Here is a 19688-nt window from a genome sequence, read left to right as displayed (position 1 = left end):
TGTGCTACGACCGGCGAGCTTTCACCACGCGCTTGGTTGTCTGCTTCGGCTTCGTTGCCTTCTTGCGGGTCGACTTCTTCCGCGTCGTCCTCTTCTTGCCCACCTCGCCGGCAGCCTCACGGGCGCGACGCTCGGAAAGGAGCTCGCAGGCGCGGGCATCGGTGAGGGTCTCCGGCGTATCACCACGCTTGAGGGAGGCGTTGGTGTCACCGTCTGTGACGTACGGGCCGAAGCGGCCGTCCTTGACCACCATCGGCTTGCCGGACACGTCGTTGTTGCCCAGCGTCTTCAGCGGCGGCTTGGCAGCCTGGCGGCCACGACGCTTCGGCTCCCGGTAGATGGCCTTGGCCTGGTCGAGGGTGATATCGAAAATGAGGTCCTCGGAGGCGAGCGACCGGGAGTCGCTGCCCTTCTTCAGGTACGGGCCGTAGCGGCCGTTCTGCGCGGTGATGACCTCGCCATCGTCGTCGGTGCCCACCTCACGTGGCAGCGACAGGAGCTTCAGCGCCTCCTCGAGGGTGACCGTCGCCGGGTCCATGGAGGAAAACAGGCTGGCAGTGCCGGGCTTCAGCTTCTCCTGGATGAACTCGTCTATCCGCTTCTGCTTCTGCTTTTCTGCGGTCTTGGTTTCCCAGTTCTTCTTCCGCTTGCCTTCGGCCTTGCGCTGCGCGTCTTCTTCCTCGCGCTCCTTCTGCACGGCCTCGAGAGCAAGCTTTTCGACGCCTTCTCGCTCGTCATCGCGCACAAGCTCGGTGACGTACGGGCCGTAGCGGCCCTCCTTGGCTACGACGGTGCGCTGCGTCTCCGGGTTGGTGCCCAGCTCACGGCCGGACTGCGGGGTGGCGAACAGCTTCTCGGCGAACTCGAGGGTGAGCTCGTCCGGGGTCGTTGCCTCCGGCAAATTAGCGCGCTGGTAGTCAGGCTCGCCGTCGTCGGTCACACCAACGACGCGCTCCAGGTACGGGCCGTAACGGCCGACGCGCACGACGATGTCGCGGCCTTCCTTGTCCGCGAAAAGACGCAGGGAATTCACCTCGCGGGCATCGATGTTTTCCAGGTTCTGGCCGACGATGGCCTTCAAACCACCCTGGTGCTGGACGGATTCCTCCGAGGCCTCGGCATCACCGAAGTAGAAGCCGGTCAGCCAGTTGGTGCGATCCGTGTTGCCGGTGGCAATGGAGTCCAGCTGGTCTTCCAGCTCGGAGGTGAAATCGTAGTCCACGAGCGACCCGAAGTTCTGCTCCATGAGCCCGACAACGGCAAACGCCACCCAGCTCGGAACGAGCGCGTTGCCGCGGGAGAAGACGTAGCCGCGATCCTGAATCGTCTTGATGATGGATGCGTACGTGGACGGACGACCGATGCCCAGGTCCTCCATCTTCTTCACCAGCGACGCCTCGGTGTAGCGGGCCGGCGGGTTCGTGGAGTGCCCCTCGGGGGTGGCGTCCTCGGCGTGAACCGTCTGCCCCTCCGTGAGAACCGGGAGGTGAGACTCAGCGTTGTCCGCCACCTTCCTGCCGTCGGAAAGCTCACTCGTCTCCACATAAGCCTTGAGGAAGCCAGGGAACGTGATGGAACGACCCGTGGCGGACAACGTGAGGTTATCGGCGGAGAGGGTGACCTTCATCGACGTGCCGCGGGCGTTGGCCATCTGGGAGGCGACGGTGCGCTGCCAGATGAGCTCGTAGAGGCGGAACTCCTCAGCATCGAGACGCCCGTGCAGCTCACCGGGGGTGGCGAACCGATCGCCGGCGGGACGAATAGCCTCGTGGGCCTCCTGGGAGTTCTTCACCTTGCGCGTGTACTGGCGCGGAGAATCGGCGACATACTTCTCGCCGTACAGCTCAATCGCCTGGTTGCGGGCGGCCTGCAGGCCAGACTGGGACAGCGTGGTCGAATCGGTACGCATATAGGTAATGTGACCGTTTTCGTACAGACGCTGGGCGATACGCATCGTGCGATCGGAGGTGTAGTGCAGCTTGCGGCCGGCCTCCTGCTGCAGCGTGGAGGTCATAAACGGCGGGTACGGCTTGCGTGTGTAGGGCTTCTCCTCCACCGTATCGACGCGTACCTCGGCTCCCTTCAACGACGTGGCGTACGCAGTCGCCTGATCCTTGTCCAGGACAACGAGCGTATCGTCCTTCAGCTCACCGCGATCGGAGAAATCCCGCCCCTGCGCCACGCGCTTGCCATCGACGGCGGTGAGGCGGGCGCTAAACGCGTTATTTAGTTCGTTCTTTTTGGTATCCAGCTCAGCGGTGAGATCCCAGTAATCGGCGGAGATGAACGCCATGCGCTCGCGCTCGCGCTCGACGATGACGCGCGTGGCCACGGACTGCACGCGACCGGCGGACAGGCGCGGCATGACCTTCTTCCACAGCACGGGGCTCACCTCGTAGCCATAGAGGCGGTCGACGATGCGGCGGGCTTCCTGCGCGGAAACGAGATCCTCGTCCAGCTCACGGGTGTTGTGGGCGGCGGCGATAATCGCCGGCTTGGTGATCTCGTTGAACACCATGCGGCGCACGGGCACCTTCGGCTTAAGCACCTCCAACAGGTGCCAGGCGATGGCTTCTCCCTCGCGGTCGGGGTCTGTGGCGAGGTAGAGCTCGTCTACCTCTTTCAGCTTCTTCTTGAGGTCCGCGACCTTCTTCTTCTTTTCGCTACTGACCAGGTACAGCGGCTGGAAGCCATGCTCCGTATCCACGCCGAGGCGCGCCCACGGCTCCTTCTTGTATTTCGCCGGGATCTCAGCGGCCGAACGGGGGAGGTCGCGGATGTGCCCCACCGATGCCTCAACTATGTAGTCCGGACCGAGGTAGGGAGCGATTTTATTGGCTTTTGTTTGTGACTCGACAATCACCAGGCGCTTTACCACAGGAAACCTCTTACTTTCCTTCTTCTTACAAAACGAAGAACATCAAAACTACACAGTAATATATATCCCTACCACGCAACCCGTGCAGCCCGAACATTCCGGGGGTAACAACACTGGGGTACGCCCACCGCGCGCCGGTGGAAGCAGAGACTATACCGTCCGCACACGGGAGGCGTGTGCCCCCTTCGGCCCTTCCATCACGAAATAGTCCACGCGCTGATTTTCCTGCAACGTGCGAAAGCCCGCCCCCTCAATATCGGAATAACGGACGAAAAGATCCTGACCAGACTCGTCATCAATGATGAAGCCGTAGCCACTTTCTGGGTTGAACCACCGAACTGTGCCTTGTGCCATGTGTGTAGATTGTAAGTCATGGAGGACATGCAGTGAGGTTTGGCGAAGAAATCGCAGCACAATTGACCAACGCTCTCGGCAAGGAGCACGTCGAGCACCTCCGCATCACACCGGCCCGCGCCGCCACCTTCGCCCCCTACCCCGCCTGGGTCGACCCAGGACTGCGAGAGTTCCTCACCGAGCGCGGCATCACCCGCCTCTTCTCCCACCAGGCGGATGCCGCCACGGCTGCGCACGACGGGGAAAATGTGGTCATCTCCACCGGCACCAGCTCCGGCAAATCGCTCGCCTACCTGCTGCCCATCCTGACACGGATGGCCAAGCAGGAGGGTGCGACGGCGCTCTACCTCACACCGACGAAGGCACTGGCCACCGACCAGATCCGCAACGTCAACGCGATCATCCGCGGGGCGGGCATCAGCGGTGTGAACCCCAACGCCTACGACGGCGACACGCCACAGGAGGTGCGTCGGGCCGTGCGGGAGATGAGCCGCTTCATCTTCACCAACCCGGACATGCTGCACCAGGCGATCCTCCCCGACCACGCACGCTGGTCCCGGTTCCTGCGCCGCCTCGCCTTCGTCGTCATCGACGAGTGCCACTCCTACCGGGGCGTGTTCGGCGCACACATGTCGCAGGTGATGTGGCGGTTCCAGCGGCTCCTCGCCCACTACGGGGCAACACCGGTGTTCATCGCCGCCTCCGCCACCGCCGCCGACCCCGGCGCGCACGCCGCCCGCCTCCTCGGTGTCCCGGTTCGTGCGATCACCCGCGATGGCGCGCCCCGCGGGGAGCGCACCACGATTCTGTGGACCCCGGGGGAGGAAACATCCGCCACAACGGAGGCCGCGCACATCATGTCCGTTCTGCTCTCCGAGGGTCTGAGGACGCTGACCTTTGTGCGCTCCCGGCGCGCCGCCGAAACCGTCGCCATGCAGTGCGGGGAGGAGCTCCTTCGGAGCGGTAGAACGGAAGAAGCCAAGCGGGTGGCGGCGTACCGGGCGGGGTATCTGGCCGAGGATCGACGCCGTCTGGAGCGCCAGCTCGACACCGGGGAGATCATCGGCCTGGCCACCACGAATGCCCTGGAATTGGGGATCGACGTGGGCGGGTTGGATGCGGTTATTACGACGGGTTTCCCGGGGACGATCGCCTCCTTCACGCAGCAGGCGGGTCGCGCGGGGCGGCGTGGGCAGGGTGCGCTGTCCGTGTTTGTTGCCCGCGATGAGCCCATGGATCAGTACCTTGTGCACCACCCGGAGGCGCTGCTGGATAAGCCGATTGAGCGGTTCGCTTTCAACCCGGCGAACCCGTACGTGGTGGAACCCCACCTCGCGTGCGCTGCCGCAGAGAAACCGCTCACCGCCGAGGAGATCGGCGATTTCTCCCCGGCAGGATTGGTGCGCCGCGGTAACGGGCTCTACTACCCGGAGCCGGGTCTCCACCCGCATCAGGATGTGCATCTGCGCGGCGGTGGCAACCAGGTGACCATCGTCGATGCTCAGGACGGCCGCCTGCTGGGGACGATCGACGAGTCGCGCGCGAAAAGTGAGCTCCACCCCGGTGCCATCTACCTGCATCAGGGACGCCCATATGTGAGCGAGGAGCTTGTCGACGACATCGCACTCGTCTCCCCCACCCACGCCGATTTTTCCACCATGACGCTTTCGGAGACGGATATTGAGATCCTGCGCACGGTGGAGGAGCGCCGCCGGCCGGGCATCTCGGTTCAGCTCAACGAGGTGGAGGTCACCGAGCAGGTTACCGGGTTTATCCGCCGCCACCGCAGCGGGGAAATCCTCGGCCAGGAGTCGCTGCACCTGCCGCCGGATGTGCTCACCACGCGGGCCGTGACGTACACCATCGATCCGGTCCTCCTTGAGGCGGTGGGGTTGACTCCCGCCGATTGGCCGGGCGCGCTGCACGCTGCGGAGCACGCCGCCATCGGGATTCTCCCCCTCATCGCCACGTGCGACCGCTGGGATCTGGGCGGGTTGTCCACCGCCGATCACCCGGACACGATGCTGCCCACCGTTTTTGTTTACGACGGTTATCCCGGCGGTGCTGGCTTTGCGGACTGTGGTTTTGAGCTTTTCGACGACTGGATCACCGCCACCTACGACACCATTGATTCCTGTGACTGCGAGTCCGGCTGCCCCTCGTGCATCATCTCACCCAAGTGTGGCAACGCCAACGAGCCCCTGTCCAAGGAGGGCGCCCTGCGGCTGCTGAGCATCCTGCGCACGCAGGACGAAGGCTAGCCGCGAAAAAAGGGGCACCGCCCCGGTACAACCGGTGTGCGATGCCCCACGTGAGCGCCTGCGGATCAATCCAGGCGAGCGCCCGCCGTTGTCTTATTACTTCTCGTCTTCCTCACCGTCCGCGGCACTTTCGCCACCGTCGATCATTGTCGGGGTGCTGGAGCCGCCGGTGATTTCGATCTTGCGCTTGGATGCGCTGACCTGCGGGGTAGGAACGGTGACGGTAAGGACGCCGTCGTTCAGCTCGGCGGTAATCGCGTCCGTATCGACGCCCTCGGGGAGGGTGACGCGGCGCTGGAAGCTCGACGAGGATTCGCGGATGACGTACTTGCGGTCCTTGTCCTCCTCACGGGAGTGGCGCGATGCGCTAATCGTCAGCACGCGACCGTCGATGTCGAGGTCGATATCGTCCTTAGAGAAGTTCGGGAGGTGCGCCTCCACGACGACGTTGTCTCCAGAGGTGTAAACGTCCGTCGTCGGGCTATCAATGCCGCGGCGGGAACCGGGGAAATCGTCCCGGCCGAAGCCTGGCCAGTCCTCACCGAAGAATGCGCGCTGCAGCGGTGCAAGTTCTGCGAATGGGTTCCAGCGGGAAATGTCTGCCATGATGTGTCTCCTTTTGTCTATGCAGTTGGTGTTAAGCGGGGGTAGAAAACCTGCGGAACCATCCTTTCGAATGTCCGGTTATCACCTTTTCGCTACCCCCAACTTTAATCCCGATTTGACTTTTGTCAACGTTTTTTAACCGTGTTTACTACTAGCGAACGAGGGAATTATTTACCCACCACACAACGTTATAAGAGCACGGTTGGACCCGCCGTCGAGACGGCTGTACGAGAGCCCACGCGGACAATAATGGTCAGATCATCACCCCTGACTATGCATTCAGTCACAGCACCCCCGTTGCGGGCCACGATGTCGGCTGCCACATCGCATCCTTCCCGCCCAAGATAGACCTCCCGGGCACCCGCCACCGCTGCGAGATCGGCAGCCCGCTGCGCCACGTGAGCATCGTGAATGAGGCTCACACAGTACAGCAAGGTGCCGAGCAGAGCGACGAGTGCAAGGAGGATCCCTGCGGCGAGAACGGTGGCATAACCACGGTCATCGCGCACGGTTTCTCCCCTCAACAAGGCAGACGGCGGTGGACGTCATCTCCCCCAGCGGGGAGGGAATCCGTGCCGTCGCTGTGACAAGCCCGGCGCTTTCTGTCACCTCAACAGTTCCACGCGGCGGCGCGTAGTCCACGCCGACGGCATAGGCGCGGGCAGCGGCACCGGCGGTGTCCACGGCGAGGAGACTGGCGACAAGGGATGCCATCCCCGCCACGATGCCTGCGGTGACCACGATGATGCTGGTCAACGCCAGCGCCGCCTCGACGGTGACGGCTCCCTCATCACCCTCGAGCATTAGGGACGGTTGTGAAGTGCGTCCGTGAACATGCCCTCGAGCGCGCTTGTCACACTGTCGCCAGTGACGATGGTATACAGCACGCCGGCAAGGGCTGCGGCGGCCATTGTGCCCAGCGCGTATTCCACGCTGGACATGCCCAGATCGTCGACGAACAGGTGGCGGATTCGGTTAACAAACATGGTGTTCTCCTTTTCAGATGGATGTGATGTGGTGTGTTAGAAGTAGTCCGCTCCCAGCGAGACCAGCACGGGCACGAGCCCGAGGAGGAAAAACGCTGGAAGGAAACACATGGTGAGAGGTAATGCAATGAGGACACCGGCGCGTTCTGTTGCGGCGGTAGCCTCGTCGGCTGCCCGGGTGGCGAGTTTGTCCGCCACCCGCATGCAGCCGGCCACAATGGATGCCCCCGTGCGCGTCGCAGCGCTTGCCAGCGAGGCGATGTCGGCGCAGCCAGGAAGGGCGCGGACGGGTGCCCACGCGGTATCCGGGTCGAGCCCTACGGCCAGCAGCGATGCTGTCGTCAGCCAGGCGCTGTCTCCCCCGCACATGCCGACGGCGTGCGCCGCCTGTGCGTGCGAAAGCCCGGCTTCCAAGCAGGCACTGAATAGTTCAACGTCGCTGACTGTGTCTTTGACTGTGGGACCGTCACGCGGGGCGCCGCCACAGCGCAACCGGGAAAGGATCGTCGGGCCCGTGGCCGGTTCCAGCCGCGCCCCCGGCGGTCGGGACACGATGAGGAGGGCGAGGGCGAGCAGGACCGCAGGGCCGATCATGACATCGCCCCCGTGATGATCCGCGCGGACCAGAGGACGCCGGCCGCGATGCAGCCGGTGCCAGCGACAAGGACGATCCCGCCTGTCCCCCCACCGAGCAGGTAGGTAACGGAATCCGCGCCGATGGCGGCCCCCATGATGATGCCGATAACCGGTAACGCCGTCAGGATACCCGCCGTCGTGATTGGCCCCTGGAGCTGCGCCACCGTCTGCTTGTCGTGCTGCAGCTGGCGGTCCATTGTAGCCTGCACGCTTTCTAGCAGGCCAGCGAGAGGGACACCGTAGGTTTCAGCAACGGAGCCGAGTGCGCGCACCTGCGGGGAATCGGGGGCCTTCTCCGGCTGGTAGAGGGCACCCGTGCGCAATGTGGCTGCAAGCTGCCCCACGTCGCGGGCGAGGGCCTCGGCCGCAGCGGTTTTCCGCCTGTAACCACGCAGGGTAGCCCCCACACGCACGGCCGTCGCAGCGAGGATGACGAGCGCAACGACAACCGTCACCTGACCGATGACCGCGCACCCAAGCACGAACGCGATGGCGCATACCAGCGGCAGATGGGTGAATTCACCCCGTTCCTCTTCGCCGAGTCGCCTTCGCGGCGGCACGCCGACGATGACTAACGCCAAGGCTAGAGCGAGCATACAAGCTCCTCCCACCCGGGTTGTGGCGTGCCGTTTTCCCACAGCACCCGCGTCCGGACCGGCTGTCCGCGCCGGGCGATAAGCACTCCAATCTGGTGGATAACACGTCCGCCAGGAGTGCGCACCATGTGGATGATGATGTCGATGGCGGCGGCAAGCTGCGCGTGCAACGCCTCCCGCCCGAGCCCACCGAGGGCCGCCAGCGCCTCCATCCGGGCGGGCACCTCGTCGAGGCTGTTGGCGTGGACGGTGCCGGCACCGCCGTCGTGGCCGGTGTTGAGGGCGGCGAGGAGGTCGACAACCTCCTTACCCCGGATCTCCCCCACGACGATTCTGTCCGGCCGCATGCGCAGCGCCTGGGTGAGCAGGTCGCTCATAGTGATCGCGCCGCGACCTTCGGCGTTGGCGCCCCGGGTGGTAAGGCTCACCACGTGCGGGTGCGGCGGGTGCAGCTCGGCGGTGTCCTCGATGCAGATGATGCGCTCGTGTGCGGGGACCTCGGCAAGAAGGGCGGACAGCATCGTTGTCTTGCCGGTGCCGGTGCCCCCGACAACGAGGATGGAGCGCCGCGCCCGCACGAGACCGCGCAGCACCCGCACGAGCCCCGGCGGGATCCCCAGCCGGTCAAGGGTGGCGGTCGCGCCCCGCAGCATGCGCAGGCTGAGGAGGGTGCCCGGTGCCGCCGGTGGGGATAAGACTGCGTGGAGGCGGATGGTCTGCCCGTCCGGCCGCTGGATGTGGCCACCGGCGAACGGGACAGCGTCGTCGAGGCGCTGGCCCGCCGCGTGCATGAGCCGGGTAGCGAGCTGACGCACCTCGGCATCGGACTCGAAGCGGACGGAGTCGACCTTTTCCATGCCGTTCCCCCGGTCGACCCAGATGCTCTCCGGGCCGTTGACAACAATGTCTGTGACCCCCGGCGCGATGAGCCCCTCCAATAACCCGATGCCGTGGACGCGGTTGTTCACCTTCTGCAGAAGCGTCAGCATCTGTTGGTCGGAGACGATGCCCACCTCCCCGCGCGCGATCCGCGCAAGCTCCGCTGGGGTCAGCCCCGGGTTGCTCGCCAGCGCTTCCTGCAGCTTGTCGACGACGCTACCCACGCTCCACCCCCAGGAGGTACTCCGCGGCTCGCCGTAACTGTTGGGGAAGATGCGTCAGGCCGCGCGTTTCTACTTGTTTGGCAAGCCCCCGCACATGCGGGATCTCGGCTTCGACAGGCAGGGAGATAAAGCGACCCACCTCGCGGGAGCTGAGCCCCGACCATTCCCGGTAGCGCACGGCGATCGCCAGCTCCGTGCGAATCGTCCTGGTGATACCCGCCGCCGCTGCAACGGCACGCACCTCGGCGGGGACGACGAGGATGAGCCTGTCCAGGGCGCTAAGGATCCCCGCCACGGGCTCCGACCAGGCGGGCAGGTCGACGATGGTGCGGGCGCCGGCGGGGTCACCCCGGTGGCACTCAATGACGGCGATAACCTCCTCGGTGGTGGGCGGCGCGCTCACCGCTCCCCGGTCGCAGGTAAGAAGCGCCGTGTCCCCCACCTGAGGCAGTGCCCCACGAAGTTCGGCGGCGGGGACGTGGCCGTCGAGGTGGACATCTGGCCAGCGCTTGCCCTCCATCTCCTCCGCGCCGAGGACGAGGTCGAGGCCACCGGAGTACGGGCAGGCGTCGACAAGCAAGGACGGACGGGAGGAGCTCAGCGCAAGGGCGCAGGCAAGGGTGGAGGAACCCGCGCCGCCGCAGACCCCCATCACACCGATGACCTCGCCACCACCGGCGATGCGTGCAGGCTCACGACTCAGCGCCTCGACGATGTCATAGGACATGCTGGGTACGGTGCAGGCAAGCTCGGCGTGGATCGCCATAGCGCACTCGTAGTCGGGCGGACCGGGATCGGGGGTGACGAGGAATACGCGGGACCGGCGGGGTAGGTCGCGGGTGGCGGCCGCACACGTGGCATCGATGAGCACAGCGAAGGCCCGCCGGAACAGTCGCCGGATTTCGACGGGGTCGGTGGCCTCGACCACTTCTCTGCCCGTGGCGGCGGCGATATGGAGGATGTCTGCGCGGACGGGGTCGTCCGCGGCGATGAGAATGTAGGACTCGTGCATGCGTGTTTCGTTCATGGCCCCATCTTCACGCCACAACCGCGTGCCCACAACGGTTGCACCCAATTCTGTGGATAACCTCCGGATCGTGCGGAAAGTTCCACACAATGCGCTGGTCAGAAGAGTGTTGCACCCAACGAGCTGTGGAGGTCCACCACGCCACGCAAGCGACACATGGTGGCGCTTACCCACGACACTTGCCGGGATGCGTCTGGCTGAAGATATAGGACGGCCCGCATCTCGGGGGGGATGGATGCGGGCCGTCAGAGTAACCCGGTCTCGGGGGGCGAACCGGGGCCGGCCGCACTGTATATCGGGGCCGTGCAATACGAAGTATGACACACTTTTTTTCTCACGGCAACACCTAACCCAAAAAAATTTCTACCCCCATTTCCACGGGTATATACACTTAGTCATTATGAGCACACCTGCGGCCTTTTTTGACCTGGACAAAACGGTAATCGCCACGTCATCGGCGCTTGCCTACGGTCGCCAGTTCTTCAAGAACGGGCTCATCACTGCCTCCCAGGCACTTGCGCTGAGCTACGCCCAAACAGCCTTCCTCTTACAGGGCTGGTCAGGTGGCCAGATGGATTCCACACGGGACAAGCTCCTGGAAATGGTCGCAGGCTGGGACGTGGCGAAAGTGGCAGAAATCGCGCAGACCACGCTGCACGAGGTGGTTACCCCCGCCATCTACGAGGAGGCGCGCGAACTCATCGCCTGGCACAAACGACAAGGCCACGACGTGGTGATTGTGTCAGCTTCCGTGCGTGACCTCGTCGCCCCCATTGCCACCGAACTCGGAGTCGACCGGATTCTTACCTCTGAGCTGGAAGTTCGTGACGGGAAGTACACCGGAAAGCTGCTCACCTACAACAAGGGTGTGACAAAAATCACTCGCGTCACGGAGATGGGCTACGCCCTGGGGCAAAGCTACGCCTACTCCGACTCGGAGACGGACATTCCCCTACTCGCAGCGGTGGGACACCCCGTCGCAGTCAACCCCGATAAGAACCTGGCGCAGTGGGCCGCGGACAACGGGGTCCCCATTCGGCGGTTCTCCAACCCCGTGCCCCTGTTCCCTCACCCCAATCCGTGGGTGACAGCCGGCGCAGCAATTGTTCTGATTGGCGCCCTCATCGCTATTTTCTGGCGATCCCCGCTGCTTCCCGGGCACCGGCGTACATAGCTTCTTCGTAGAGACCATACAGCTCCTGCGCATCACCTGCGTACGACGAGAGTGCCTGGAAAAACCGTGCACGGTGGCGGTTGTAGAAAACCTCCGGCACACACAGCCCCTTCGGGTCGAGGCCGCTGGCCATCGCAGCCAGCCGGGACACAATGAGCCCGACGGCGAGCCCGTTGTCGAGCGCCCCGTGCGTGAGCCCCAGCACGTCGGCCCCGATCCCCGTCGGAGGAGTGTGTGTGAGCATCCCCGCGAGCGTGACAAGCTGGTCAGGTTCACGGGGCACTCCCGACCCGCCAAGCACCACGTCCAGCTTTGCGACGACCTGGAGAGGCTGGCGGGTGAGGGTAGATAGCGGCGGATCCAGCAGCAGCGACGCCGCCGATGCCACCACCTCCCTGCCGAGACCCGCGATGTCCGCTATGAGCACCGCACCGCGCGCCACCGACTCCGCGTTGGTGAGGCGTGGGGCGATCCGGTGGACGCGGGCAACCTCCGCGACGAGCTGGGCATCAGCGAGTAACATGTGTGCCAGATTAGTCGGTGACGGCTACACTGTAGGATTGATATACCGAAGAACGAATTTAGACGTACACGAGAAGGAACCCACGTGAGCAACAACGACGGACTGTACACCGACCCAAACGAGCCTGTAGCGACACGCGTTAACTCGATTCCGCTCCACGACGTGGACACCCGCCCCGCCGGGACCGGATCCATTGGCGATCTCGTGTCTGACGCCACGAGCCAGATCTCCACGCTCGTCCGCTCGGAAATCGAACTAGCCAAGGCTGAGATCGCTGGCGAAGCAAAGAAGGCCGGCCTCGGTGGCGGCCTCCTCGGCGCTGCTGGCGTCATCGCCCTGTTCTCGCTTTTCTTCTTCTTCGTGTTTGCGGCTGAGCTCCTCACCCTGTGGGTTGCCCGCTGGGCAGCATGGCTCATCATCTTCATCCTCATGCTTGTCATCGCCGCTGTTCTTGCACTTGTCGGCCTGAAGAAGGTCAAGACCATCAAGGCACCGAAGAAGACGGTCGCCTCCGTGCAGGAGATGAAGAAGCTCGTCCCCGGCAAGGCCACCAAGCAGCTGGAGGACCAGAACAGGGGCATGTACTCCTAAGGTGTACCTATACCAACGAGGCATCCGCTTACACTACGAAAGCGGGTGCCTTTCGCACGTCTATCTCTCCCTTGAGGAGCCCCACCCGACCGCGACGACGCTGACCTTGCGTGGCTTTGGCAAATCCGATCAACCCCCGCGTGGCTACAGCATCAACACGTTCGCCGCCGACGTCGCCCACGCTATCCCGCAGATCGCCGAGCCGCCGGTCACGCTCCTCGTCCCCAACCGCAATGTGGAGAACATCGCCCGGATGGTGCAGTCCAAGCACCCCAACCTCGTCCAGGATGTGGTCAACGAACACCCCGGTGCTGTCTTCCTCGATGTCCGCTCCCCCGCCGCCCGGGTGCTCACCGCGGCCCTGGCGAAGAAGGCGCGGTAGGAAGCGTTAGTGGCGGGGGCTGCTGGGGCTGCAGGGTCTGCTCGCTGGCGCGCCAGTTCACAATGCGGCCCAGCCGCCCCCAAGGTCTCGAGCTTTGACCGGAGATGGGCCACCTTCGGGACGCTGCCGTACACAACACGGCCCTGCCAGAGCCAAAGCACGAGAGCTCAAACGGGGTCGGGCCACATTCGGTCACGCGGGTACCTTCTGCAGCCCAGCCACCCCAAGGCCTCGAGCTTTGACCAGAGATGGGCCGCCTCCGGGACGCTGCCGTACACAACACAGCCCGGCCGGAACCGAAGCCCGAGAACTCGAACGGGGTCGGGCCACATTCGGGATGCTGCCGTACACAACACGGCCCAGCCGGAACCGAAGCCCGAGAACTCAAACGGGGTCGGGCCACATTCGGTCACGCGGGTACCTTCTGCAGCCCAGCCGCCCCCAAGGCCTCGAGCTTTGACCGGAGAAGGGCCGCCTCCGGGATGCTGCCGTACACAACACGGCCCAGCCGGAACCGAAGCCCGAGAACTCAAACGGGGTGGGGCCACATTCGGTCGCGCGGGTACCTTCTGCAGCCCAGCCGGACCCAAGGTCTCGGGCTTCAAACAAGGAAGGGCTGCCTTCAGAACGCTGCCGTACACAACACAGCCCAGCTGGAACCAAAACACGAGAACTCAGACGGCGATGGGCTGCTCTCGGAACACCGCCGTACACAACACAGCCCAGCCGGAGCCAAAGCACGAGAGCTCAAACGGGGTCGGGCCACATTCGGTCACGCGGGACCTTCTGCAGCCCAGCCGGACCCAAGGTCTCGGGCTTCAAACAAGGAAGGGCCACCTTCGGGATTCTGCCATACACAACACAGCCCAGCCGGAACCAAAGCCCGAGAGCTCAAACGGGGTCGGGCCGCATTCGGGCGCGCGGGCCCGGGGCAGCTGCTACGCCACGCAGGCCCCGGTGTCTACCTCGCGGGTGGAGAACTCACCGATGGTGGAAATGACCTCGTCGGCGGTGAGGGCGTAGCCGGTCTCAGACTCGTCGATGGCGGTGCCAAAGATCACGCCGAGGACCTCGCCATCAGGGTTCACAAGCGGGCCGCCGGAGTTGCCGTGGCGGATCGTGCCGCGCAGGGAGTAGGTTTCCCTGTCCAGGCGGGTGGAGGCGTAGATATTGGGGCCGTTGACCATGATCTTGTCGCGGATGCGGACGGGGCGGGCCTCAAAGGGGCCGCCTTCGGGGAAGCCCATGACGACGGCGTCGTCGCCGGTGGTGGCGGCATCTGTTGCCCACGGCAGCGTCGGCAAGCCGAGATCGGGGACGTGGAGGACAGCGAGGTCGGTGTTTGGGTCGTAGAAGACGACGGTGGCGTCCTTCTTGCCGGAGGTGGTCTCCACATGGACGGTGTCGGCGCCAGCGACGACGTGGGCGTTGGTGATGATGGTGTCCGGGGAGGTGACAAAGCCGGAGCCCATGAGGCGACGGGAGCACTGGGCAGCGTCGGCAAGCACATAGACCACGGAGGGTCGGACGCGATCGACCATGGCCGTGTCCTCGATGAGGATGTTCGGTGGGTCAACCTCACGCGAGCCCGTAAACGGCGAGACAAGGGGTGGCAGGCCGGACTCGGAGAGGGTGGCGACAAGCTGGGCTGGAAGGTTATCCACGACGGGCGGAGTGAGCGTGTCGATGGCCGACAGCACCCGCGAGCCCTTGATCCCCTCCCCAATCGGGCCGGTCAACCGGGTGGCAAGTGGCATCGCCACGAACCACACGACGAGGAGGAAGGCGATGGACTGGAAGATGGCCCCGAGGACGGAGTCGATGGTCATCGCGGTGCGGGTGCGGATCGACTGCCGCAGCTTGACGCCGGCGAAGCCGCCGAGGAGGTTCCCCAAGCCGGCGATGAGCACCATGACACCGAGCCCGAGTAGCAGGGTGAGGGTGTCGTTGGTGGTGTAATCGGCGACAATCGGGATGAGGGCGACAGACAAGACGATGCCGCTGAGCACCCCGACCGTGGACAACACGGAGGCGAAGGCGCCCTGGCGCCACCCCATGATGAATGTGATGAGGGCGGCGCCAGCGATGATCAGGTCGACGAGGAGGGAGGGGGTCATAACAGTGTGCATATTAGCGAAGTCGTTCGCCATTGCGTGAATGGCTCAAGACAGTGGAGAGATCGTGGACCGACTCATCCCACGGCTTCTCCCAGCCGGCACCACGGAAAACCGCGTGCAACAGGCCAGCAGTGAAGCCCCAGACGATGTAGCCGTTGATGGAAAAGGCCGGGCCCTTCCAGGCGCCGTGGCCGACCATGAGGCGGTTGGCGGGGTCGAGCAGGTGGTAGAGCGGCGCCTCGAAAACGTCGTCGGTTTCGTCGAGGCTGGCCGGGTAGACCTCCTCCGGCTCCAGCCAATAGGCGATGATGGGGTGGATGGGGTAGCCGGAGCGACGGATGTGCACCTCGTCGAGCTGCGCCACGGGCTGGACGGTGTTGGGGTCGAGCCCCGTCTCCTCCCATGCCTCCCGCAGCGCGGTGTGGACGGGTCCGTCGTCGGTCGGGTCGGTGCGGCCGCCGGGGAAGGCAATCTGCCCCGAGTGGGTGCGCATGGTGGGGTTGCGGTGTGTGAGGAGGACGCCCGCGTCGCGGGGCACGGTGTCGGCTGCGGGGTCGCCGGAGAACAGCATGAGGACGGCGGCCTCCTGGTCGCGGTTTTCCGCCGGCGTGTGTGCCAGCTGGCGGTTGATCTCGGGGGTGGCCTGCACGAGGCGTGCTATCCAGGTGGGGATCATGGCAGTTCCTTGAGGGGTCCGGCGTGGATGTCGTCGCCGATGAGGGTGATGGGCACGACGCTGGGTAGGGACAGCGCCCCGGCGAACGTGCCGTCGGTATCGGAATAGCTGGGCAGGGTGATCCCCATGTCGGTGAGCATCGCGGCCCCCTTGGCGGGGTCCGCGTCCGCGTGCACGAGGACGACGGTCCAGTCGGGGTGCGTATCGGCAAACTCTTGGATCATGGGAAGTTCCTCCCGGCACGGCTCACACCACCAGGCCCACACGTTGATGAGGGTCTTTTGCTTGTCGACGTCCTCCGCATCGCCTTTCTCGCCACCGAGGCACTCGAGTTCCACTCCCCTAACGGTGCGCAGGGGACAGTCCGGGCGCGGCGCGATCACCTGCGTTGTGGGGGCGTGCGTGTCACCCGCCGGGTGGCCGCTGAGCAGGTGCGGCACGCCGAGGATGAGTCCGGCGATGACGATGATCGCGCCGACGATGGACCAGCCGATTGTCTTGTTCATACTCCTACCTTGGGGCAAATATCGGCGAGGACGCACTCCTCGCAGTGCGGGGACCGGGCGGTGCACACTCTCCTGCCATGAAAGATAAGGCGATGGGAGAACATCGTCCACTCGGCGGGGTCGAGCAGGGGCATGACCTGCTTTTCCACGGTCACCGCGTGGGTGGAGGTGGTGATTCCCAACCGGCGCATGAGGCGCAGAAAATGCGTGTCCACCGTCAACCCCGGCACACCGAAGGCATTACCCAGGATGACGTTGGCGGTCTTCCTCCCCACTCCGGGCAGCGCCACGAGTTCATCGAGCGTGCGTGGCATTTCTCCCCCGTACTCCTCCATCACGGTATTCGCCATAGCGACGATGTTCTTTGCTTTGTTGCGGAAGAACCCCGTCGACCGGATGAGGTCCTCCACGTGGTGGATGTCCGCGCCGGCCATGGCTGCGGCGTCCGGGTAGGCGGCAAAGAGCCCGGGAGTTACCTTGTTCACGCGAACGTCCGTGCACTGCGCGGAAAGGATCGTCGCCACGGCGAGCTGGAACGGGGTGTCGTAGTTCAGCTCACAATGCGCGTCGGGGTGTTCCGCGGCGAGTCGTGCGTTGATAACAGGGACGGTCATAATTCACACCTTAGCGGGGGATAAGTAAGCTGGGGCGCATGATCTTTGTTTTTTCCTTGCTCGTACCCGTCCTGGTCGCCCTGTTTGCCATTGGCATGGAGCAATACGAGAAGATCTGCACCCGGTAGTGACGGAAATTTCTCGGTTCCCCCATTAGTGACCTATCACATAGTGTACAGTGTGAAATGTAACTTTTATCGGCGTTGAAGGAGCGAATGTGGAATCCGTACAGGAAGTTCTCTCACGGGCTGGGATTTTCCAGGGTGTTGACCCCGTAGCGGTCAACAATCTCATCAAGGAACTGGAAACCATCCGCTTCGGCAGGGGAACCACCATCTTCGAAGAGGGCGACCCCGGCAGCCGCCTCTACATCATCACCTCCGGCAAGGTGAAGCTCGCCCGCCACGCCAACGACGGCCGCGAGAACCTCCTCCAGGTCATGGGCCCCTCCGACATGTTTGGTGAGTTGTCCATCTTCGACCCGGGCCCCCGTACCTCCTCTGCCGTCTGCGTCACCGATGTCCACGCAGCCACCATGAATTCCGATCAGCTGCGCATGTGGCTGTCCGCCCACCCGGAGATCGCCGAGCAGCTCCTCCGCGTGCTGGCCCGCCGTCTCCGCCGCACGAACAACAACCTTGCCGACCTCATCTTCACCGATGTCCCCGGCCGTGTGGCCAAGACCATCTTGCAGCTGGCTAACCGCTTCGGTGTCCACGAAAACGGCGTCCTGCGCGTCAACCACGACCTCACCCAGGAGGAGATCGCTCAGCTCGTCGGTGCCTCCCGCGAGACGGTAAACAAAGCGCTGGCTACCTTCGCCCACCGTGGCTGGATTCAGCTCGAGGGCAAGTCCATCGTGATCCTGCAAACGGAAGCCCTCGCCCGCCGCGCCCACTAGTTTCTTAAGAACCGGAACCCCCTCAGTACCTCCGCGATACTGAGGGGATTTATTTAGCCCCGTGCGACACTTTTGCCGCACGCTGAAGGCCCGAATCTCCTCGACAGTTTCCGTCTTACCAATCCCGTGCCGTTTTCTTGGTTAACTCAAACAAGAGCTGAAGCAAATATGTGGTTATCCCGGCTTTTCACTACCCCCACATAATCTTCACAGAACGAGTGAAAATCAACTGGAAATGCTATACAGGCAAATCTCAGCCTTTAGTATCATTCGATTCTTTTTACCTTATAACTGTTGCTCCTAACGGTTACCCTCCGTACACTCGGCACCACGCTCCCTCTCGCGTTGATGCAGTTGACACAAAACCGCAGCGAAACGGAGTATAGCGACCAAAAGTTCATCCGACTACGTAAGAAAAGGAGTTTCAAGGATGCACTACTTGAACAGGAAGATTGTTTCGCCGATTGTCGCAGGCGCGATGGCTACAACCCTTCTTGCCCTGCAATAGCCGAAAACAACGTTCCAGAGACATCACAGACCACGGTTAGCGAAGATCTCGCCGTAAAAGCAGACAAATTTGTCACCGCTGAAGATGGGCAATTTGTTCTTGACCGCCGCGCAGCAAAAGATCAGTTGACACCGGAGGAACTCCGCGAAGTCTCTGAAGCAATCGCCACCACGAACAAACAAATCCGCCACGGTATCGAGACCACTGAGACTGAAAGCGTTACCTGGCAAAACACGATCACCGTTTACAACTCACAAGAAGATCAGATTCACGCCGAGGAAAGAGGCATTTCCGGTGGAGCCACCAAAGTCGATTTTTCTTGGAACAAGGCAACAATCTACCTTTCTAAAGAGACCTTGGCTACGGCTGCAGGCGGTGTGAGTGTCGCCGGTATCTTTATCCCAGAGCGGATTGTAAGCAAGGTATTTTCAGCCGTTGGCGGCATCGGTGCCGTCGCTATCGGCAACAACATCGAACGTGGAGTGATCTTTGATGTAAATTACGCCGAGCTTGGAATTTCTGTACTTGTTCCCCCCTTTGGAATTCCGACCTGGGCCCCGATTCATAACGCAAGGATGCAATAGAAAAATGAAGCAAGATCAAGGCTACAACCTCCCTAAGAGGTTGGTATTGCTAGCTGTTACCATTGTGTTTCTCCTTCTAATCTTTTTCAATGTATTGCCAGACTGGGGAAATATTGTTGCAGGTGCAGCGCTGGTTTCCCTCGTCATTTTCTGGCTTTAGTTTTCCAACTACAAACCACTAAAATAGGGAAACTAACGCACATCCGTAGCCACCTGAAATCCTGGGAAACATCGCCGGTGTCACCTCTTGTCCAACAAGAGTTAGTCGACTTTTTCAGCTATTCAAATGTGCTGCGGATGTTGTGAAGAGTAGGCAAGGCCAATTAGGAAAGGCCAAAATAGGTGAAAGTTGGCGCCTACTCAACGGGCTTACTTGACCGCATGAGTTGCGACGCTAGTAACTATTTGCCCCACAGGCCGAGAGCATCGCTTTTCACCGGTGGGGCTTCTGCTTGCCTGAGGTGTACGCTGCTACTCAAGGACGAAAACAGGCTCGAACCATTGGCCCCTGGTTGTCATAAGAACTTCTAAGTTGATTCGCACCCACGCTGCTGTCTATTGCTCGTTAGACGAATTTTCTTCAAAGCGAGGTGGATCGTATGCATTCCAGCCGTGCCACGAGGTTCGAGCGCAGATTTCCTGTCCGGATTATCCCAACGATTGAC

The 19688-nt window shown here is 63.0% G+C and carries 21 protein-coding genes; 6 read left to right on the top strand and 15 right to left on the bottom strand.

Annotated features, from left to right (window positions below):
* Positions 1-4: 4 nt before the first annotated feature.
* Entirely contained in the window at positions 5-2878 is a 2874-nt protein-coding gene (gene topA / locus CGLUCO_RS01655; RefSeq protein WP_084036043.1) for a type I DNA topoisomerase, read from the bottom strand.
* A gap of 150 nt (positions 2879-3028) precedes the next feature.
* A complete protein-coding gene (locus CGLUCO_RS01650) occupies positions 3029-3232 on the bottom strand; it encodes a cold-shock protein (protein WP_005390801.1) in 204 nt (67 codons plus the stop codon).
* Between the two features lie 32 nt (positions 3233-3264).
* Here CGLUCO_RS01650 and CGLUCO_RS01645 point away from each other — a divergent pair, with 32 nt between their 5' ends.
* Entirely contained in the window at positions 3265-5493 is a 2229-nt protein-coding gene (locus CGLUCO_RS01645) for a DEAD/DEAH box helicase (RefSeq protein WP_005394689.1), read from the top strand.
* A gap of 96 nt (positions 5494-5589) precedes the next feature.
* Here the strand turns inward: CGLUCO_RS01645 and CGLUCO_RS01640 are convergent, their stop codons facing one another.
* From CGLUCO_RS01640 to ssd, 8 genes are all read right to left on the bottom strand, one after another.
* Positions 5590-6099, bottom strand: a complete 510-nt coding sequence (locus tag CGLUCO_RS01640) for an Hsp20/alpha crystallin family protein (protein ID WP_005394688.1) — start codon at positions 6097-6099, stop codon at positions 5590-5592.
* A 188-nt stretch (positions 6100-6287) separates the two neighbouring features.
* Entirely contained in the window at positions 6288-6608 is a 321-nt protein-coding gene (locus CGLUCO_RS01635; RefSeq protein WP_005390810.1) for an Rv3654c family TadE-like protein, read from the bottom strand.
* Entirely contained in the window at positions 6598-6903 is a 306-nt protein-coding gene (locus CGLUCO_RS01630; RefSeq protein ID WP_005390812.1) for a hypothetical protein, read from the bottom strand. Before CGLUCO_RS01630 ends, CGLUCO_RS01635 begins: the two co-directional genes overlap by 11 nt.
* The gene (locus CGLUCO_RS01625) at positions 6903-7085 is read right to left on the bottom strand and encodes a DUF4244 domain-containing protein (RefSeq protein WP_005390819.1); all 183 of its coding nucleotides are present in this window, start codon (positions 7083-7085) and stop codon (positions 6903-6905) included. The genes CGLUCO_RS01630 and CGLUCO_RS01625 overlap by 1 nt, the downstream gene beginning before the upstream one ends.
* A gap of 36 nt (positions 7086-7121) precedes the next feature.
* The gene (locus CGLUCO_RS01620) at positions 7122-7679 is read right to left on the bottom strand and encodes a type II secretion system F family protein (RefSeq protein WP_005390822.1); all 558 of its coding nucleotides are present in this window, start codon (positions 7677-7679) and stop codon (positions 7122-7124) included.
* Complete coding sequence (locus CGLUCO_RS01615; protein WP_005394686.1) at positions 7676-8317, bottom strand: type II secretion system F family protein; 642 nt, start codon at positions 8315-8317, stop codon at positions 7676-7678. The genes CGLUCO_RS01620 and CGLUCO_RS01615 overlap by 4 nt, the downstream gene beginning before the upstream one ends.
* Positions 8305-9420: a TadA family conjugal transfer-associated ATPase gene (locus tag CGLUCO_RS01610; RefSeq protein WP_084036042.1), complete on the bottom strand. Its 1116-nt coding sequence runs from the start codon at positions 9418-9420 to the stop codon at positions 8305-8307. The genes CGLUCO_RS01615 and CGLUCO_RS01610 overlap by 13 nt, the downstream gene beginning before the upstream one ends.
* Positions 9413-10447, bottom strand: coding sequence for a septum site-determining protein Ssd (gene ssd / locus CGLUCO_RS01605; protein WP_005394682.1), 1035 nt, complete (start codon positions 10445-10447; stop codon positions 9413-9415). The genes CGLUCO_RS01610 and ssd overlap by 8 nt, the downstream gene beginning before the upstream one ends.
* Positions 10448-10847: 400 nt before the next feature.
* Here ssd and CGLUCO_RS01600 point away from each other — a divergent pair, with 400 nt between their 5' ends.
* On the top strand, positions 10848-11621 hold the full coding sequence (locus CGLUCO_RS01600) for an HAD family hydrolase (protein WP_005394680.1): 774 nt from the start codon (positions 10848-10850) through the stop codon (positions 11619-11621).
* On the opposite strand, the gene CGLUCO_RS01595 is transcribed toward CGLUCO_RS01600, so the two are convergent.
* Positions 11575-12144: a hypothetical protein gene (locus tag CGLUCO_RS01595; RefSeq protein WP_005394678.1), complete on the bottom strand. Its 570-nt coding sequence runs from the start codon at positions 12142-12144 to the stop codon at positions 11575-11577. The two genes, CGLUCO_RS01600 and CGLUCO_RS01595, sit on opposite strands and share 47 nt — an antisense overlap.
* An 84-nt stretch (positions 12145-12228) precedes the next feature.
* Between CGLUCO_RS01595 and CGLUCO_RS01590 the strand changes: the two genes are divergently transcribed.
* Together CGLUCO_RS01590 and CGLUCO_RS01585 are read left to right on the top strand one after the other, a co-directional pair.
* Positions 12229-12735: a phage holin family protein gene (locus tag CGLUCO_RS01590; protein ID WP_005390830.1), complete on the top strand. Its 507-nt coding sequence runs from the start codon at positions 12229-12231 to the stop codon at positions 12733-12735.
* A gap of 1 nt (position 12736) precedes the next feature.
* Positions 12737-13117 (top strand): alpha/beta fold hydrolase, encoded by a 381-nt coding sequence (locus tag CGLUCO_RS01585; RefSeq protein WP_005390834.1) that lies wholly within the window; start codon positions 12737-12739, stop codon positions 13115-13117.
* A 938-nt stretch (positions 13118-14055) separates the two neighbouring features.
* Here CGLUCO_RS01585 and CGLUCO_RS01580 read toward each other — a convergent pair.
* Genes CGLUCO_RS01580 through nth form a run of 4 tightly spaced genes read right to left on the bottom strand, consistent with a single transcriptional unit; the run spans position 14056 to position 17030 of the window.
* Complete coding sequence (locus CGLUCO_RS01580; RefSeq protein ID WP_005394676.1) at positions 14056-15267, bottom strand: MarP family serine protease; 1212 nt, start codon at positions 15265-15267, stop codon at positions 14056-14058.
* Entirely contained in the window at positions 15248-15910 is a 663-nt protein-coding gene (locus tag CGLUCO_RS01575) for an NUDIX hydrolase (protein WP_005390837.1), read from the bottom strand. Before CGLUCO_RS01575 ends, CGLUCO_RS01580 begins: the two co-directional genes overlap by 20 nt.
* Positions 15907-16416, bottom strand: coding sequence for a TlpA family protein disulfide reductase (locus tag CGLUCO_RS01570; protein WP_084036041.1), 510 nt, complete (start codon positions 16414-16416; stop codon positions 15907-15909). The genes CGLUCO_RS01575 and CGLUCO_RS01570 overlap by 4 nt, the downstream gene beginning before the upstream one ends.
* Entirely contained in the window at positions 16413-17030 is a 618-nt protein-coding gene (nth, locus tag CGLUCO_RS01565; RefSeq protein ID WP_084036040.1) for an endonuclease III, read from the bottom strand. Before nth ends, CGLUCO_RS01570 begins: the two co-directional genes overlap by 4 nt.
* A 217-nt stretch (positions 17031-17247) precedes the next feature.
* On the opposite strand from nth, the gene glxR reads away from it, so the two are divergent.
* Positions 17248-17931 (top strand): CRP-like cAMP-activated global transcriptional regulator GlxR, encoded by a 684-nt coding sequence (gene glxR, locus CGLUCO_RS01560; RefSeq protein WP_005390841.1) that lies wholly within the window; start codon positions 17248-17250, stop codon positions 17929-17931.
* A gap of 348 nt (positions 17932-18279) precedes the next feature.
* Positions 18280-19023, top strand: a complete 744-nt coding sequence (locus CGLUCO_RS01555) for a hypothetical protein (protein ID WP_084036039.1) — start codon at positions 18280-18282, stop codon at positions 19021-19023.
* The last annotated feature ends 665 nt before the right edge of the window (positions 19024-19688 follow it).

The sequence above is a fragment of the Corynebacterium glucuronolyticum DSM 44120 genome (assembly GCF_030440595.1).
Classification (GTDB): domain Bacteria; phylum Actinomycetota; class Actinomycetes; order Mycobacteriales; family Mycobacteriaceae; genus Corynebacterium; species Corynebacterium glucuronolyticum.
Note: the sequence above shows the minus strand (reverse complement) of the source record. Positions and strands in the feature narration are given on the sequence as shown.